This is a genomic window from Paraburkholderia fungorum, assembly GCF_902833645.1.
GTDB lineage: Bacteria > Pseudomonadota > Gammaproteobacteria > Burkholderiales > Burkholderiaceae > Paraburkholderia > Paraburkholderia fungorum.
Window position 1 is genome coordinate 153,553 of the sequence record NZ_CADFGE010000008.1, and the last position, 18,195, is coordinate 171,747.

Consider the following 18,195-nt stretch of genomic DNA (forward strand, 5'->3'; position numbering starts at 1 on the left):
GCACCGATCTGAAAAAGCGGCACCGGATGCGCTATGGCCGTCGCAGCGCGCGTCACGCAAGACACCCCGTTTCAGCTATCGGCGTCTTCGTCGTCGTGCTCGTCAGTACCGTTTCTGCCCGTAGGCGGTGCGTTGCGGTTGCGAAAGTCCTTTGAATGCAGGCCGTGCTTCTTCAGCAGCATTTGCAGATGCGAGCGATTCATATCGATGCGCCGCGCCAATTCCGCCACGGTACCGCTTACCTCCCGAAGGCCGCGCTCCAGGAAGGCCTTTTCGGCGTCGTCGCTCGCGGCGCGCTTTGCGTCGCTCAGGGACATCAGGTTCGCCACGCTGATCGGTTCCTGTCCCGTCGCTTTTTCCGCATGGGACACAGCCGTTGCGGAACCCGGAGCGGCCGGCCGCATGTCCACCGGCAGATGATCGACATCCGCCACCTCGCCCGCCAGACACGAGACGCGATACATCACGTTGCGCAGTTCACGAATATTGCCGGGATACGCATAGTTCAGCAGAAAGTCGCGTAAACGCGGCGTCAATCTGACGGGCCTGCGTTTCAGCGTGCCGGCGGCCTCATCGCCGAACCATGCAATCAGCAGCGGAATCTCATCGCGTCTCTCACGCAGCGGCGGCAAGGTGACGTGAATCACGCTGAGACGGTAGAACAAATCCTCGCGGAACTTGCCCTCCTCGCTGAGCTGCCGAAGATTGCGATTGGTCGCCGCGACGATACGCGTATCGACCGCAATCGTCTCATCGGAGCCCACGCGCTGAATCTCATGCGCTTCCAGAACGCGCAGCAGTTTCACCTGACCGGCCAGCGGGAGCTCGCCGATCTCGTCGAGAAAGATCGTACCGGTATGCGCACTTTCGAACTTTCCCTTGCGATCATTCGATGCCCCTGTGAACGCACCCTTGCGATGACCGAACAATTCCGATTCCAGCAGATTGTCCGGAATCGCGCCGCAATTCACGGAAATGAAAGGCTTGTCCGAGCGCGCGCCATTCGCATGAATCACCTTCGCCATCAACTCCTTGCCCGTGCCGCTTTCACCGTCGATCAATACGGGCAGGTCGGTCGGCGCCGCTTTCTCGGCAATCTCGAGCGACTCCAGCAAACGCGGATTGTCGCCGAATGTCCCTTCGAAAATGAAACTCCGCTCGATCAACGCCTTTCTGCGCGCGCCTCGCGATTGATCGGCAGCAACGACCGGCTCCGCAGTCGTGGCAGCCTGTACGAAGCGCTCCTTGTGCGAGAGTTGCATGACCTCGTCGCGTAAGGAAGTGGCTTGCCGGAGCAGCTTGTCGATATCGGCACGCTCGAGCCGGGACGACCAGCGCAGCGTGGAGCGCAGAATCTCGATGCGTTCGATCAGCCCTGCGTAGGAAATCGCCGGGCTGGGTTCCTCAACCTGGTCGAGTATCTTCATCACGCACTCAACTGTTTCTGGACCAACTGGTAATACATGCCGCCGCGTTGAATCAGTTCATCGTGACGGCCCTGTTCGACGATCGCCCCTTCGTACAGCACCAGAATCTTGTCCGCGCGCATGATGGTGCTGAGCCGGTGCGCGATGATCACCGCCGTTCGGCCCTGCAGAATATCGTGCATGTTGCCGAGAATATTGCTTTCCGATTGCGAGTCCAGTGCCGAGGTCGCCTCGTCGAAAACCAGTAGACGCGGGTCGTGGTAAAGCGCCCGGGCGATGCACAAACGCTGGATCTGCCCACCGGACAAGCCAATGCCGCGCTCGCCGACAATCTGCTCGTAGCCAAGCGGCATCTTGCTGATGAACGCGTGAGCGTCGGCCATCTTCGCGACTTCCTCGATGCGTCGCCGCTCGGGCGCATCGTCACCGCTTGCAATGTTCTCGGCAATCGTGCCGGAAAACAGCAGATTGCTCTGCATCACATAGCCGATCTGCGCACGGTAATAGGCCTTATCGACCACGCCGAGATCGTAGCCGTCGATCGTCATCTTGCCTTCGGTCGGTGTGTAGAAACCGACCAGCAGCTTCGCGAGCGTGGTCTTGCCGGAACCGCTGCGGCCCACAATGGCCACCAGTTCGCCAGGCTTGATGTCGAAGCTGATATTTTCCAGCACGTACGCCGAATCGTTTTCGGCGTAGCGGAAATAGACCCCGCTGAGACTGATTTCGCCTTGCAGATCAGGCAGCATTACGCGCGACGGCAAGTCCTGCGGCTTCTGTTCCGGCTCGATGTCGAGCACGTCGCCGAGGCGTTCCATCGCCACGCCCGCATCGTTCAGCATGCTCCACAGCCCGACCAAGCCCATCAGCGGGCCCAGCACGCTGCCCATGAAGGCATTGAAAGCGATCAACTGGCCGATGGTCATTTCGCGCGCCAGCACCAGATTCGCCCCCACCCAAAGAATGGCGATCGTAGTCGCCGCGTTCAGCAACTGACTGCCAAGCCCAACCAGAATATTGAAAGCATGCGCCCGGTATTGCACCTCGAGCGCCTTCGCATATTTCTTTTCCCAGCGCAAGCGCACCGGCCGCTCAATACCCATACCTTTGACCGTCTCGACACCGGCAAGCGCTTCCATCAGAAATGACTTCGATTCGGTCGATGCTGTAAACACCTCACGCGCGTAGTTCTTGATCTTCGGCGTGGCCAGCGCCGTCAACGCCATAATCGGAATCACAAAGGCGATCAATACGAGCGTCATCTTCACGTTGTAGACAAACATGATCGTGAAATAGATGAACACCATCAGCAGGTTTAGCGCGGTGGTCACCGTGGACTCGGTGAGGAAGGCGCGGATCGTCTGGTTCTCCTGGAAGCGCGCGAAGATGTCGCCCGTTTTACGCTTGGCGAAGAACGAGAACGGCAGCGATAGGGTGTGTTTGAAAAACTGCGACATCATCGCGAAGTCCATGTTGCGCACCATGAAATTGGCGAGATACGCGCGGATCGACGACATCAATTGCGAAAACACGTTGGCAATAATCAGGCCGCCGATCAGCAGATGCAGCAGACTGACGTTCTGGTGAACGATCACCCCGTCGAGAATGTTCTGGATAATCAGCGGCGGAATCACGCCCAGCACCTGAATAACGAACGTGGCGAGAAACAGATGGCCGAGAATCTTCTTATACGGCCTCAGATAGCCCACGAAGCGTATCCACGGTGAACGCGCGGCCGACATCTGCAAGAGATCCGGTCCACCGGTAAAGAGCAGGCAGGTGCCGCTCCAGCCGCGCTCGAAATCCTCAACCGTCAATTTCCTGAAGCCGAGTGCCGGGTCCGCGACCCACACGTAGTCTTTCGAAAGCCCGTACACCACGACGTAGTGGTATCCCTCCCAATGCACGATAAAGGGCAGATCGAAACCGCGCAATGAATCGAATGTGCATTGCACGCCGCGCGCGGTGAAGCCGAGCGATTCGCCCGCACGCGCGAGGCTGTCGAGCGTCGCGCCCTGCGTGGTCACATTGGCGAGTTCGCGCAGCTTGCCGAGCGTCATCGGGATGTTGTAGTGGCGGCAGACCATGGCGAGACATGCTGCGCCGCAATCCATTTCTTCCGCCTGTTCAACCAGCGCAAAGCGCTTGATAACCTTTTCACCGAACTCGGGTTTGGTTTGCAGATCGAGCATCAGCGGCAGTTTGCGGCGCTGCTCGAGGCGTTTTTGCCTTTGCAGCTCGCGCTCGCCGTAACGGATCCGCTCATCCAGGACTTCACGCAGCTTCGGATTGCGCTCCAGAATGAAATGGACCGTGCGCTCGGGGATCACCAGCAGCCGCGTATCGGTCGTCGCCACAGCCGACGCCATTTGCTCCTGTCGCATCAAACAGGCTTTCTCGCCGAAAATCTCGCCTTCGCCCAGCGTCGCGAGCGTGTAGTCGTGGCCTTCCTCATGGCGGACAATGCGCACTTCGCCCTGCCGAACCACGTAGAGCCGACGGTCATCGCGCCCGTCCTGCTTGAGGATTTCCTTGCCGGCGGCCACCCGTTTCACGCCGACGCTGCGCACGTACTCTTCGAGTTCCGCCTTATTGAGCTTGCCGCGCAGATCGAATAACTGCGCGACGAAACCGCCCGCCGAGTTGATTGCCACGTAGCTCGCGATAAAGGCCAGGGCGGCCTGATTGCCGGCGAGCACGGGCTCGATCGCGGCGCGGGGAATGAACAGCAATTCCGTTTTCGCCGAAGCCCGCACCGACGCTTCATGCACGTACGTGCGCAACATCGCAATGTCGGCGAAAATCTCGCCGGTTTTGCGCACGCCCATGCTGGTTTCCTTGCCATGCTCCTCGGTGAAGATCCGTACCGACCCTGAGCGCACCACGTAAAGACCGTCGGCCGTTTCGCCCGCCGAGCATACTGTTTCACCGAACGAATAGAAGCGCGCCTGCGCGTACTCGGCGAGACGCTCGATCTCTTCGCGCGAGAACGGCGAGAGAATTTCCACCGAGGTGAGAAACTCGGCGGCGGAGGGCGCGGTCTGGGGGGCATCCATATGCTTGCGGACCTCGATTCGGCTGTGCGTGGCTTTGCTCTATGTTGCATCGCACTGTTGCGTGGCGGGCAATGCAATGCGAAGTACGCGGTCAGCGCGCTTCAATCACATGCTCCTGCGCTCGCGCAATCAACCAGCTTTCGCGCAGCAAGCGCCTGACTTCAGCGGCCACGTCCGCATCGAGCGTTGCCGGATATTTCGCCGTCACGGCAAAAATCTCGAAACATGAACCATCCGCCGACGGAAACGGCCCGAGCAGATCGCCCACCGCCGCGTTGAAAATCTTCGCCTCGATGTCCGGCTTCAGCGATCCGCGCAGCACTTTGCCGATCACCCCGCCGGCTTCGCGCGTATCCGCAATTGAATGCTCGCGCGCCATGTCGGCGAAACTGTCGGGGTCGTCGCGCAGGTACGAGATCATTTCCTTCGCCTTGCCCTCGCTGTCCAACACGATATGGCTCACTTCGATTGCATCGAACTTCGGCGAGTTGAGCGCGAAGTAATCCTTGATCGCCGCCTCGTTGCCAACCAGGTCTAGCATCTTCTCCTGATACAGGCCGTCGGTAATGAATGCTTCGAACTCGTCGAGATTCACGCCAAGCGCGTCGAGGTACTGATTCATATCGGTTGCGCGATGCAAACCGCGCACGCGGCGAAACTGATCGGCACGCTGCTGGATTTCGTCCGCTGTGACAGCAATGCCCTGCTTCTTCGCCGCATGCACCGTGAGCTTGTCGCGCACGATCTGCTCGATCAGGCTCTCGAACTGGCCGGTCAGTTTCAGAAGACGAATGAACTCGGAAACGTCCACGACTTCATCGTCGATTCGTACTATCGCAGTCATGTCATCCGCTCCTTGATTGATGTGTCGTCCGCGCTCATCCCGCGACCTGCCTGAAAGGATCGAGACCCAGATCGATCAGGCGCCGTTCGCGCACCACGATTTCCGCATTCGCCGTCATGCCGTAGCGAAGCGGATAGCGGGTATCGGCGATCTGGTAGTAGTTCTTCTCCAGCGTTACGCGGCCTTCGTATACCGGCTGCTTGTCCTGCGACGAAGGCTTGGTGGCCGGCGAAATATAGGCAAGCGTGCCGTTGATCAAGCCGTAGCGCTGGTATGGGAAGGCGTTGAACTTCAGCTTCACCGGCTGGCCTTCATGAAGAAAAGCCCGATCGTGTTCGGCGATTTCGATCTTCAGCACGGGTTTCGCATCCTTCGGCGCGATGCCGCCGAGCGGCGCGTTCGCCTGAATCTTGTCGCCCCGCTGGGTGGAGGTCACGTCGGTAATGACGCCGGACACCGGCGCGAGGATCAGCAGGAAATTGTCCTTGTCGATATTCTCGAAGCGAATCCGCGCGGCGGCCTCCGCCGCGAGGCGCGCGCTTTGCAATTGCAGGCGTGCCTTGTCTTCCGCATCCGCGATGTCGCGGACTGCGGAGTCGTACTGAAGTTGCAGGTCGGTGGTCTGCTGCCCGCTGGTTTCGAGCTGCGCATTGGCCTGCGCGTATTCATGGCTGAGACGAAAATCCAGCTCCGCGAGTTTCGATTGCGCAACGCGGTAGGCGTTATCCGCTTCCAGCGCGGCGGTCCGTTTCTGCTCTACCTGCAGCTCGGCGATGCCGCCGCCACCCGGCTGGGCGAAAAGTTGCGAATAGCGGTCCAATTCCTGACGCGCCGCCTCACGCGTGCGGCGCGCATTGTCGAGCACGCTGCGCGCTTCGTCGAGTTCGGCCTTCTGGCCTTCGGCGAGCTTCGTCGTGCCTTCGGAAACACGATTTTCGTGCAGATGCGCTTCGACCTCCATCTGCGCTTTCAACGCGGCCGCCTTACGCTCCATTAGCGCCTTCTTCTCAGGGAACTGCTTCCAGTCACGCTCGGCGTCTTCGAGCTTGAGTTGCGCCTGCAGCGCGTTGCTCGCGGCTTCGATCGCGCCGCGCGCGTTCAGTCGCGCCAGCACGTCGCCCTTCGATACGGGCTGCCCCTCGGCGATGTACAGGTCGGCAAGCTCACCGTCGATCGGCGCGTAAATGCGGCGCACCTCCGATTCCGGCGACAGCGTGCCTTGTGCGCTGACGATCACATCCGCGCGCCCGACGAACGACCACAGGAGGCCGGCCACCACCAGCGCGACCATCGCCCAGATCAGCGCGCGAGCGATTCTCACCGGCTCCGCGGTCAGAATCGCAATGCCTTCGACGCTGTGGTCCTCCAGCGCCTCCGACAACGGTCTAGGGTGATTGTCGCGTTTCACTCTGCTCGCCTCCAATCAACGCCAGCTTCGCCTTCAACAGCCCAGGGTCAAGCACCATGCGCAACTCGGTCAGCGAGCGGCGCTGCAAATCCGCCTCGGCGTCGATATCCGCCAGCAGCCTGTCAAAATCGGCGGAGTGATCCGCCTTCAGTTGCGTATAGATGCGCATACCCTGCTGCGCCGCCGCCTGTGCATCGGAAAGCAGACGCGCCGCGCTACGAAAGCCGGGCGAGATCCCCGCTTCGAGCCGTTGCGTACCGCCGATCGGGCCATTCGCCCGATACTGTTTCCAGAGGCTCTGCCCGCGCAGCAACAGGTCTTGCGCGCGCGCCAGCGCTTTGTCGTGCAAAGCGGCCACGTCTTTCTGGATCGATTGCACGAACCACGCATCCGCTGTCGGATCGAGACTGGCGTAGAACGACAGCAGGCGTTGCTCGTAGTCCTTGCTGCCACGGATCTTCTGCAAGTCGGCGAATTGATCGAGCAACGCTTTCTTATGCATCAGTTCCGCGGCGATCACGTCCGACCACGGCCCGGCCGGCATGGCCTGCAAGTCGCTTAAGGCCTGCTGGGTATCACCGCGCTGCCACGCTGCGCTCGCCGCATCGTGACGCTGGATGATGTCCGGCGACGGCAGGCGGCTCGCGGCCAGTTGCTGGAACTGCGCCTGAAATGGCGGCGTGCTGAAACGCACCGTTCTCAGCAATGTGAGCAAGGACGTCAATTGCCGGCTGAGCGCGGCGTTCAACACCTCGGTATAGCCCCGCAAATCTTCCCGTACTCGGTCGAGGCCGAGCAGTCGCGGATAGCGCTGCGCATAATCGTCGAGGACGGCAGGCAGCGCGTCGGGTTTGTCGCGCGCCAGCTCGGTGCGAATGGTGCCGTTCAGGCGGTCGATGGCGGCGATGTACACCGAGTCGTCGCTTTCCAGTTTGCGCAGATGGCTCAGCGCCTGCGCGTACGGCTCCGCAAACACGGGCACATAGGAGGCAATGCGGTCGAGCGCGCGCTGATGGCCCTTCGCGTCGTCTTCCCAGCGTTGCAGCAGGCCCTTGATGGTGCTCTCGTCCGCGTACATGCGGATTGGCGCCTCCACACCGCCGCGCCCCGTGACGAAGCGCTCCAGGTCGCCCACCCATTGCAATTCACCGACCAGAGACGCAGCGTCCGCATTGTTCGTACTCAACGAACGCATATCCTTGAGCAACGCGTCGGCCTGGTCGAACTGCGCCTTTTGCAACGCGTTCAACCAACCGGGGAGTTTTGCCTTCAGAAGCGCTTCGCTCGCTAACGCGCCGATCTTCGTGTCGTCGGGGTGGTGGGCCAGGTAGTCGTTTGCCACCGTCACCGCGCCGCTGTAATCGCCGCTCGCCAGCAAATTTCGCAGGTCGCGCTCCGATGAACCTCGCATGTATAGGGTCAGCGCGACAGCCAGCAGAACGGCAAGGGCGACGCAGCTTCCCCACACGGCGCGACGCTCGATCGTACGCTCACCGCCTGCAAAGGCATTTCGGAGTTCGCCCGCGAGCAGCCGCCAACGTTGCGGGCGGCGTTTGGCTACATGTGGACCATGTGAGCCGTTCGAGCCCTGCTTGCCGTTGGTTCCGCCGGTACCGCCAGTGCCGCTTGCACCGTTTTCACCGCCAGTGTGCGTATCACGCTTCGCGTGTGTGGCGGCAGCGTGAGCCTGCTCGTTGACTTCATCTTCCCGCTGTAGCCCCGGGTCGACGCAAAAGATATCGAGGAACGAATGCGCGGCGCCGACGAAGGTGGTCTTGTCGGCATCGGCTGCTTCGCCGGCTGCTGCGTTGAGGGATAGCTGGGTCACGGTCGGCTCGACGTCCGAGGGTTGTTTCAGTGTCACCCTGTAGACGAAGTGATCGCCGCCAAATGCAAGGACGTCTCCCTCCGCAAGCGGCACGGCTGCTTCGTCAAGCCGCTTTCCGCCGACGAATGTGCCGTTGGTGCTGCCGAGATCTTCCAGGTAGAGTTCGCCACTCTTCAGAAAGACATGCGCATGACGCCGCGAAATGTAGTTGACCTGGTGTGGATAGCGATCCTTGTAGCGCGCGAAAACCTCGTCTGTCTTGCTGATGAGAAATGGAAACGCCTGCACGTCGATTGGCAGAAGCCCAAGGTCGTCGCGCTGCGGCACCAGCAGCAGGCCAGGCACCGGCGCCGCCGTCGCGGCGGCGACAATCCGCGCGCGCGGTTCGATACCCACCCGATAGCACAGCTCGCCGCCGAAGCACAGTTCGTCGCCGGCGCGCACCCGCGCTGGCGCTTGCCGCACCGCAACGCCGTTGAGCGTCGTGCCATTCTTGCTGCCAAGGTCGGCGACATAGACAGCGCCGTGCTCCGTGAAAATCCGCGCATGGCGGCGTGACAGGCGGGCAATCCGGTCGGCCGGGTAATCGCTAAACGGCGGGTCGCTTCGGCCGATCGCAAACAGGCTGTCGACGATCCGGATCGCGTCGAGTGCGGGACGCTGCGCGGACGCAACCGGCGACAGCACCACGTCGAACGTGGCGTCCAATGTCGCGCGCATCTCAGCTATCGGGGTTTCGCCGGCCGTCATTTTATCTGGATCACTAATCGTTTACCCGCTGCGTCGAAAGCACAGGAGGAACGGAAGGAAGAACTACGGCGAATACTGGATTTTCTGGCGAGCCACGCAGAGTCCGGCTCCTTACAAATTTTAAGTCACACATGGCAAGTGTCAATTTCCACATCGTCGGTTGTATAAGCCATTCACGAGTCATATGCAGTCGAAATACGCCACACGCACCCTGTCACCGATTAGCTCAGTGCTCCTTTACTTCGGCTTGTACATCCACGCTCGGCCAGCCACCGCCCAGTGCCTTATAGAGCAGCACCGTGTCGGACAGAATCAACTGGTGGTTGGCGAGCAGTTCCTGCTGTGCTTCCAGCAAGGTCCGTTCAGTTTCGAAAACTTCCAGCTGCGACACCACGCCGAGGCGCAACTGCGACTGAATCTGGTCGGCAACGATCTGCAGACGCGATACTTCCTGCTGCAATTCCACACGCTGCGCCTTATGCGAGTTCAGATTGACCAACGCGTTTTCTACTTCCTCGAACGCCCCCATAACGGCGACGCGGTACTGCTGTTCGGCAACCGTGGATTGCGCCTGCGTGACTTTCACATGAGCCCGCACACCGGGATCGAGAAGCGGAATATTGATGCTGGGCATTAATCCGTACGTGAACGACTTCAGCAGATCAGTCAGTGCGAAGCTTGCGGTGCCGCCGTGGCCGGTGAGGTTGATGGTGGGCAGTTGCGCGAGCTTGGCCTCGCCGACCAGGTTATAGGCTTCCAGTACCCTGAACTCAGCGGCCACGACGTCGGGACGCCGCGCCAGAAGTTGAGCAGGTAAGCCCTCCGGCACCACCGGCAATTGCACGCGCTGTTGCAAATGCCCCTTCGGCAACTGGAACTCGCCCGCCGGCACGCCGAGCAGCGTGCACAGCGCGTTGTTCGCGACATCGCGCGAGCGGTGCAATTCGAGCAACTGATTCGTCAGGCGGTTGATTTCGGCCTGCTGGCGCAGCACCTGCGTCTGCGGTATAAGGCCGTTGCGGCGCTGGCCTTCGTAGATCGTGAGAATCTGCCGGTTCGTGACGAGCGTTTGTTGCTGCTGCTCGATCTGATCATCGAACTGCAGGATCTGAAAATAGGTGCTCGATACGTTCGCCACCAGTTCCAGATAACCGGCGCGCCAATCCGCTTCGCTTGCGTGAAATTCGGCCTTCTGGGCCTGCACGCCCTTCTCCACCTTGCCCCAGATGTCGATGTCCCAACTCACCTGGGTGGCGACGTTGTACTGCTTGGCAAACGTCTGTCTCGTACTCTTTTCGAAATCGGCGCCGCCGCCAAGATCCATGGTCGGCAGCGCACCGGCCTTAGCCTCGCCGATCTGCGTGCTGGCCACGTCAATGCGCGCGGCCAGCACCTTGATATCGAAGTTACCTGAAATGGCCTTCGCGACCAGCGTGTCCAGATACGGATCGTGGAAGCCTTTCCACCAGTCCGGTTCGATCGTCGCGGCCGCCGACACCGGCGCGCCTTTCTGATCCGACCACGATCCCTTGGCGGGCGTATCGGGCCGCTTGTAGTCGGGCATGCTGACATCGACACATGCGCCTAGCGACAGCGCGCAGACCACTGCCGCACCGAGTCCGCGCAGCGCCGCAATCCGGCGGCTCGCACCGCGCCGCGCCGGCGCATTGCTGGCGCGCTGAAGAACCATGGAATCGGACAACGCAGACACGATTTTCTCCGATGACACCTGCTACGCCGCACGAGAAGAACGCGCTGTTTAAGTAAAGCATGTGCTGCCCGTCTTCACCATCGAAGCGGTACAGGAGGGTCGGCGCGGGGATTGAGCGGTAACGCGTGGGTCGTGTGAAAAGAACGATTGGACGCAGAACTTTTTGACTCGTTGAGCTTGCGTATTCCGCGGAGACCCGAGGGCCTCCGCGGTCGGCTGCGCGGTTTAGTGCACGTTGATGTTGTTGCTCGAGCTCACATGCGGATCGATCGTGGTCGTTACGCCGGCAACGAACGCTGCATTGTTGCCGTTGGCATTCTGAATGTTCATCGTCGTGCTGATCAGTTGAGTGGCATCGACGGCCTTGCTGTAGTTAGGCGCATACACGGGCGAGAAGTTGAGAAACGAGGACGACGGATAGCCGTAGCCAAGGCCAAGGCCAAGGCCAAGGCCGCCACGCACGGTGCGCATGGTTTTGCTGTCGAGTTGAGCGGTAATGGACAGGTCTTTGATCATCAGCGTGTTCATGGTAAATCTCCTGGAAGGGAAACAGCACAGTCTTGCGGTTGGGTTCGAGCATCTTGTCTGCTCGAGTGTCACTAACGCATGGGCTGTGCCAGTTTTGATTTCCGATCCTAAGAAAGATCGCGAACGACCGTGGATAAAGGCGTTTGCAGATGCTGTACTTCCAGAGCCGATACGACTGCAAGGATACGACGGAGTGAGACTGGTGGATCGCAGCCAACAAGCCGCGCGATTGTGTTGGCTGCGACGTGACATTGAAACGAGCAAGCCGTGTCAGGTCGATATCCGCATAGGCGGCTAGCGCGCAATGACGGTGATCTTCTTCGAATACACGGGCGGATTGTGGGGCACGTGCATGTCGTCGCCCATCAACAGTTGCAACGTATGCTTGCCCGGCGGAAGCTGAATCATCGTTTCCGTTTCGCCCGCGCCGAAATGCAGATGATTGCGGTCATTCGGGATTTCCTGATCCATCGGCGGCAGGTCGGTGTCGATCAGCAGATGGTGGTGTCCCGTGTTTGGATACTTGACGCCTTTCGGCGCCACGCCCATATAGCGCAGACCGAACCAGACCCGGAACGGCTTATTGGCGGGCACGACCTGTCCATCGTTCGGATAGCCGATATAGGCGTGCGCGCCGGCCGGCGACGGAGTCGTACCGGCCACGGCGAGACGCGGCGATGCCAGTGATGTCAATGCCGCAAATGCGAGCAGCGCCGCAAGCGCGATGATCCTGTCCATGTTGATTTCTCCGTCCTGACGAGCCCGCCTGAAATGAACGGGACAGCTAGTCTTTTTGTACGGTGATGGTGATCTTCTTCGAATACACGGGGGGCACGTGCGGAACGTGATTATGGTCACCAAGAATGAGTTGCAGCGTGTGCTTGCCAGGCGGCAGTTCGATGCGCGCATCCGTCTCACCCGCACCGAAGTGCAGGTGATTTCGATCAGACGGAATTTCCTGGTCGAGCGCCGGCAGGTCGGTATCGATCAGCAGATGGTGGTGCCCCGTATTCGGAACCGCCACGCCCTTTGGGCACACGCCCATGTTGCGCAGTCCCATGCGGACCCACAGTTTGCCGCCGTGAATTACCGCACCATCTGATGGCCAGATGATGTATTCCTCGGCGCCCGGGGGCGAAGGGGTTTGTTCGGCACGTGCTGAGTCGGACAGCGACGCCGTACCGAGCAGGAGAATGACGGTGGCGAACCAGGCCGTGCAGAGAGCCGCAAGCGTTGTCTTCGTTCTGCGACGTATATCGAGTACGCCGGATGTGAGGGTTCTTCGCATTGCGCACTCTCCCGAAGAATGGTCCTGGCTGCTCCACTGCGGCCGGTTGCGGCCAGACGCTCCGAGCGGACGTCGCGGACACTGGCGTACTTCCACGTGGATTCACGTCGCGGGTTCACGTCATTCGTGGATGAGCGGCAGCACTAATAAAACGGACGTACTGCGCTACTTTGTGAATTAGCTTAGGACGTAACTTGCCAAAAAGATACGCCACGCTCGTTAACCGAATAACGCATTGAAGGCGTGCGGACCATTGTGACGCGCAAACCGCGTGCTATCGTTATTCATAGGTTGCCGATGGATTGCCGATCGCAGTGCCGATGCTGCGCCCAATCCACTCCAAAGGCTGCTGCGAGCTTCGCGGTCGTCGAATACCTATGTTCTGTCCGGAACAAACAGGATATGAATATGTGGCGAACATTCCTGCTAGTCTGCATGGCCGGGGCAATTCAGGCGTACTGCGGCAGTGTTTGTGCCGCGGCGCAGCGTGGCGACGCAATGCATGGCGCTACCGTCCCCTATCCGACCGCCTTGAGCACGCCGCTCACATTTCCGAAGAACAACGCGCACTCTGCTCAAGTAGCTCTGGTGATCGGCAACGGCGCATACGGCCATCGCGCGGACCCGATCAGCGGTAACGCTGGACGCGATGCTAGCGCCATGCGCGACAGACTGCATGCGCTCGGCTTCGAAGTCATCTTTCGTACTGACGTGACGCCGCAGCAAATGCAGCAGGCCATCGGCGAATTTCGCCAACGTCTGCGCGAAGGTGGCACAGGACTCTTCTATTTCGCGGGACATGGCGTGCAAATCGGAACGCAGACGTTGCTCTTACCTGCGGGCTTGGATGAACGCTCGCCGGCACGGCTCGTCAGAGAGGGTATCGATCTGGACAACGTCTTGCAGGCTATGGGTGCACCGCGCGCAAAAGCGCTCAACCTCATCATTCTCGATACCTGTCTGAACAATCCTTTCGCCGTGGATGCATCACCCGATACGACTTCCTTACCTGCCAATACCCTGATCGCGTACGCGACGGCGCCCGGCGGCTTTGCGGCGGATGGCGCACATCACGGCATTTACACAAACGCCTTGCTGCATGCGCTCGGCGGCCCTTCTTCAACGCTGTCTCTCGCGCGATTGCTGCAACGCGTAGCGGCCAGAGTGGTCAAGCTGACTGCCGGCGAACAAACTCCGTGGTTTGCCTCTTCGCTTGCCGAAGACTTTAATCTGAACGAGCCGCTATCTCGCGGCGCGAGCGCAAGGCGCGCGTCTGCCGTGGTCGAGGACGCCGTAGTCGCGCTGCACAGCAGAGGCATCCTGCCCAAGGACAGCAGCGAGCAATATGAGATCACGTTCTGGAATTCCATCAAGGACAGCAACTATCCCGGCGATTACGAAGCTTATTTGAAGGCCTATCCGAATGGACGCTTCGCCACGCTTGCTCACGCACGCATTGACCGCTTGCGCGCCGCGGCAGCAGCGAGTGCGCCACTTGCTGCGCCGGCGCTCACACCGTCTGCTGCGCCCGCCGTTGCACAGTCACCGCAAGCCGCGCGACCAAGCCCGCCCGCGAGCGCTGCCACGCAAGATCACTCGCACGTTGCCGCGCCTACAACGGCACCGGGTACCCAAACCGCGGCGCCTGCCGCGCCGGTCGTCGCGCAAAAATCCGCAACTCACCCACCGGCCGCGGGCGAGAGCCACGATTGCGCTGCCTGTCCGATCATGGTCGCGTTGCCCGCAGGCGTTTTCTCGATGGGCAGCAATACCGACGACCCCTCCGAAAAACCCGTCCACCGCGTGACCATCGGCGCGCCGTTCGCGATCGGCAAGTACGAGGTGACCGTCGAACAATGGAATGCATGCGTTGCGGCGAATGCCTGTCCGAAACTGACTCCGGAGAGCAATACGAACAGGACGGCGCCGGCACGCGACATTAGCTGGGACGACGCGCAACAGTACGTGAAGTGGCTGAGCAAAACGACCGGCAAACCCTACCGCTTGCCCACCGAAGCCGAATGGGAATATGCGGACCGCGGCGGCACCACCACGGCGTACTGGTGGGGCGAGCAGATGCGCAAGGGCAACGCCAATTGCATGGATTGCGGCCCCCCTTGGCACAAGGAAGGGCCCGAGACCGTCGGCTCGTTCGCGCCGAATCCGGTCGGTTTGTATGACATGAACGGCAGCGTCTGGGAATGGGTCGCCGATTGCTGGCACAACTCCTACCAGGGCGCACCCTCTGACGGCCGCGCGTGGGACAGTCCCAGTTGCGACATGCGAGTGATTCGCGGCGGCTCGTGGCGCGAAGGCGGCAACTACATGCTGAGCGCGACGCGCTTCAAGTACAGCGCGAGCGTGCGCCAGTCGCAGGATGGTGTCAGGGTGGTGAAGGACCTGAAGTGAAGTGAAGCGAAGGCCGGTATCGCCGCTGTCGCGGCCCGTCTCTTAAGGGGTGCGCGGTTTCGTTGTAATCGGCGCGAAGTCAGCGACGATATGATTCTGACCGTACTTTTCGGTGATCTGCGCGAGCCGCGCATCCAGAGCTTGCAGATAGTCGGCACGCGATTCACTTTCAGGCCGCGGCTTATCGAACAGTTGCACCGGCGTGATCAGAAGCACCACCATTTCCGCTCCGAACGGCCTGGAAATAATCCAGTCGCCCGCGCCGCCTATGGTAGCGGCGTAGTGCGGCGGCGCCTGATTGTCCCTGGCGCGCGGGCTCGGCACCATATGCACGACGCTGCCGTCGAGCTGATAGTAGTCAAGATTCACGTATGAGTCGTAAGCGGGCGTCGTCACGTCGACAACCAGTGAATCTCCCTCCTGCAACTGGCCGCCCGGCGGACGCACGCGCAGCGACGCAACGTGGCCTGCTTGCCAGTTGTGGATCCAGTAGGGAGAGAGTGCTTTGACCACATCGCACTTATCGTCAGCGAGCGGCTCGACCTGAAGCGTCAGCGCATCGACGCCCGGAAGCGCCGCTAACGTGTCCTTCAGACGCGCCGCACCGTAGCGTTGCGAAACGTAGCCGCGCACCATCAGCGAGTGGTCCTGTGCCGAGGCGGACAGTGCCGAGCACGGCACCTGCGCCAGCACCGGGGCGATGGCGGCCAGGGTCAGCACGGGCTTGGGCGCGGGCTGTGCAGAGGGTGCGCCAGGCGCCGCCGCATTTGGCACGACGGCGGACGGTGGCTCAGGCGCGCTTGCCGCCGTTGCGGCAGCAACAGGCGTAGTCGCCGAAGCCTCCCGACCGGTAGCGGCTTGCGACGCACTCGCAGACGGTTGCGCCGCGCTCTGACGATTCGGCGCGGAGCGCAAAGCAAACACACTGACAATTGCGGCGCACACGACCGCCAAGCCCGCGAATCCCGTCTTGACCAACGTACCGGACTTTTCCGCGCGCGCTTCGTCATCGAACTCCGCGATGAAGCGGGTGACGCTCGGCATGCGCGTGTTGCGATCAAACGAGAGGGCGGCACGCAATGCACGCCACTGTTTCGAATCGAGATCGGGTGGCCGTTGCGGCTTGAAGTCCGCATTGCGAGCCTGGGTTGCCGACAAGCGGTCGAACGGATGGTGGCCGGTCAACAACTCGTATGTGATGCAGCCGAGCGCGTAAATATCGTCGCGCGGGTCCGGCTCGCGATGCTCGATCATTTCCGGGCTCGCATACGCGGGCGTCAATGCGCCGAGACTGCCCGGATCGAAGACCGTGGCATCGCTCTCCTCCTCGGACCGCTGGAACACGCGGGCGATGCCGAAGTCGATGACTTTCACTTCGGCATTCGTCGTGAGAAAGACGTTGGCAGGCTTGAAATCGCAGTGCACGAAGCCGTGTTCGTGCGCGTAGGCCAGCGCGTTGCACATGCCGCGCACGATCGGCAGCGCGGCCCGAACCGGCATGCCCTTGTAGCCCGGCGTGCGCAATAGCTGGCTCAGCGGCTTGCCGGTGAGGTATTCCATCGTCAGATAGACGATCGGTCCGTCGCGGTCGAAGTCGTACACCGCGATGATGTTGCGGTGCGCCAGCACCTGGGCTTTACGCGCTTCCCGTTGCAGCGCGACGAGGGAGTTCGGATTGCCGCGGAACTGGACGTTCAGCACCTTGATTGCGACATACGGCTTGCGATCCGACGCCTCGAGCTTGCGCAGATCGAGCGCCTTGTACACCGTGCCCATCCCACCCACACCGAGACATTCCTCGAGAACGAAGCGGTTGTTCAGCGTATCGCCTGTGCCCTTGATCTGGTCATATCCCGGCGTGCCGGTCGGGCCTGCTGAGTTCGCTGAGTTCGCTGAGTTCGCTGAGTTCGCTGAGTTCGTTGAGTTCGATGAGCGTGGCGACGGTATCTCGACGGTGGTCTGTATGCCGGTTTCCTCACCGCCGGCCGCCACGTTCGACACGCGCAACTGTTCGATGCGCCGCCGAACTTCGGCGTAGAGGTCCTCGGGCAGAGGGGATCTGCGATGCGCTACGCCGAGCATTTCCAGCAGCTGCGTGGGACCCAGTCCTTCGGTCGTCAACGTGCTGTCGAGTTGAGCGACGAACTCATCACGTGATAGCTCGCCGCTCTGATAGTCGCGAATTACGTGCGCAAGGCTAGCCATGTGTGCGAAGCGCCCCCGCTGCCGTTGGGCCGGATCGCATGCGACCGGGGCCTGTCGGGCCAATAGAAAACCTGTCGTAACCAGTTACATGTGCCGCTTCGATACTAGTCCCCGACCCATGCTTTCGCAAACCAGGATTGCCCCGCTGCCCGCGCCTCCCGCCAGTGTCTTGCGGCATCCAACAGAATCTCGCGCGTTGTTGGGAGCGCGCCATCAGCTTCCCGTTGTGGGTTAGTCGCCATCCTGCAACCTTGACGCAGTGACGTGACGCGAAACCCTTGACCATCAATGCTTCGCAGGCTTTGTTAGGACGCGCGAATAAAACTGGCACGGCCCATGCGTTAGTGATGCTCGAGCAGACAAGATGCTCGAACCCAACCGTAACACTCTCACCTTCACTTCCAGGAGATTTACCATGAACACGCTGATGATCAAAGACCTGTCCATCACCGAACAACTCGACAGCAAGGCCATGCGTGCCGTGCGCGGCGGCCTCGGCTTCGGCTGCTACCCCTGCGGCACGTCGTACACCAACATTAGCCCTGTGTTCGCGCCGAACAACAGCAAGCAGGTCAGCGCCACACAGATGATCAGCACCGAAATGAACATCCAGAACGCCAACGGCAACAACGTCGCGTTCGCCACGGGACTCACTTCGACGATCAATCCCTGCGTCACGTCGAGCAACAACATCAACGTTTAAAGCCTGACCCGGTGAAGCGGATTGGCCCTCGGCCAGTT

Annotated in this window: 12 protein-coding genes; 2 read left to right on the forward strand and 10 right to left on the reverse strand. The window is 60.9% G+C overall.

Annotated elements, in window-relative coordinates; genetic code table 11:
• Window positions 1–71: 71 nt before the first annotated feature.
• The 9 genes from HWX91_RS23920 to HWX91_RS23960 all read right to left on the reverse strand — a co-directional run bounded on the left by HWX91_RS23920 (window position 72) and on the right by HWX91_RS23960 (window position 12,840).
• A complete protein-coding gene (locus tag HWX91_RS23920) occupies window positions 72–1,430 on the reverse strand; it encodes a sigma-54 interaction domain-containing protein (protein WP_028195056.1) in 1,359 nt (452 codons plus the stop codon).
• Window positions 1,427–4,483, reverse strand: a complete 3,057-nt coding sequence (locus HWX91_RS23925; RefSeq protein WP_028195057.1) for a peptidase domain-containing ABC transporter — start codon at window positions 4,481–4,483, stop codon at window positions 1,427–1,429. Before HWX91_RS23925 ends, HWX91_RS23920 begins: the two co-directional genes overlap by 4 nt.
• A 91-nt stretch (window positions 4,484–4,574) precedes the next feature.
• On the reverse strand, window positions 4,575–5,327 hold the full coding sequence (locus tag HWX91_RS23930) for a peptidylprolyl isomerase (RefSeq protein ID WP_028195058.1): 753 nt from the start codon (window positions 5,325–5,327) through the stop codon (window positions 4,575–4,577).
• A gap of 34 nt (window positions 5,328–5,361) precedes the next feature.
• Complete coding sequence (locus HWX91_RS23935; protein ID WP_028195059.1) at window positions 5,362–6,735, reverse strand: beta-barrel domain-containing protein; 1,374 nt, start codon at window positions 6,733–6,735, stop codon at window positions 5,362–5,364.
• A complete protein-coding gene (locus tag HWX91_RS23940) occupies window positions 6,713–9,313 on the reverse strand; it encodes an FHA domain-containing protein (RefSeq protein WP_028195060.1) in 2,601 nt (866 codons plus the stop codon). The genes HWX91_RS23935 and HWX91_RS23940 overlap by 23 nt, the downstream gene beginning before the upstream one ends.
• A 226-nt stretch (window positions 9,314–9,539) precedes the next feature.
• Window positions 9,540–11,003, reverse strand: a complete 1,464-nt coding sequence (locus HWX91_RS23945; protein ID WP_174459535.1) for an efflux transporter outer membrane subunit — start codon at window positions 11,001–11,003, stop codon at window positions 9,540–9,542.
• Between the two features lie 246 nt (window positions 11,004–11,249).
• Window positions 11,250–11,552 (reverse strand): hypothetical protein, encoded by a 303-nt coding sequence (locus HWX91_RS23950; protein WP_028195062.1) that lies wholly within the window; start codon window positions 11,550–11,552, stop codon window positions 11,250–11,252.
• Between the two features lie 294 nt (window positions 11,553–11,846).
• Complete coding sequence (locus HWX91_RS23955; protein WP_028195063.1) at window positions 11,847–12,290, reverse strand: DUF4399 domain-containing protein; 444 nt, start codon at window positions 12,288–12,290, stop codon at window positions 11,847–11,849.
• 46 nt (window positions 12,291–12,336) lie between these two features.
• Window positions 12,337–12,840 (reverse strand): DUF4399 domain-containing protein, encoded by a 504-nt coding sequence (locus HWX91_RS23960; protein WP_028195064.1) that lies wholly within the window; start codon window positions 12,838–12,840, stop codon window positions 12,337–12,339.
• Between the two features lie 408 nt (window positions 12,841–13,248).
• Between HWX91_RS23960 and HWX91_RS23965 the strand changes: the two genes are divergently transcribed.
• On the forward strand, window positions 13,249–15,249 hold the full coding sequence (locus tag HWX91_RS23965) for an SUMF1/EgtB/PvdO family nonheme iron enzyme (protein ID WP_028195065.1): 2,001 nt from the start codon (window positions 13,249–13,251) through the stop codon (window positions 15,247–15,249).
• Window positions 15,250–15,291: 42 nt separating this feature from the next.
• Here HWX91_RS23965 and HWX91_RS23970 read toward each other — a convergent pair whose 3' ends face one another.
• On the reverse strand, window positions 15,292–17,454 hold the full coding sequence (locus HWX91_RS23970; RefSeq protein WP_028195066.1) for a serine/threonine protein kinase: 2,163 nt from the start codon (window positions 17,452–17,454) through the stop codon (window positions 15,292–15,294).
• Window positions 17,455–17,869: 415 nt separating this feature from the next.
• On the opposite strand from HWX91_RS23970, the gene HWX91_RS23975 reads away from it, so the two are divergent.
• Complete coding sequence (locus HWX91_RS23975; protein WP_028195067.1) at window positions 17,870–18,157, forward strand: hypothetical protein; 288 nt, start codon at window positions 17,870–17,872, stop codon at window positions 18,155–18,157.
• Window positions 18,158–18,195: the final 38 nt, after the last annotated feature.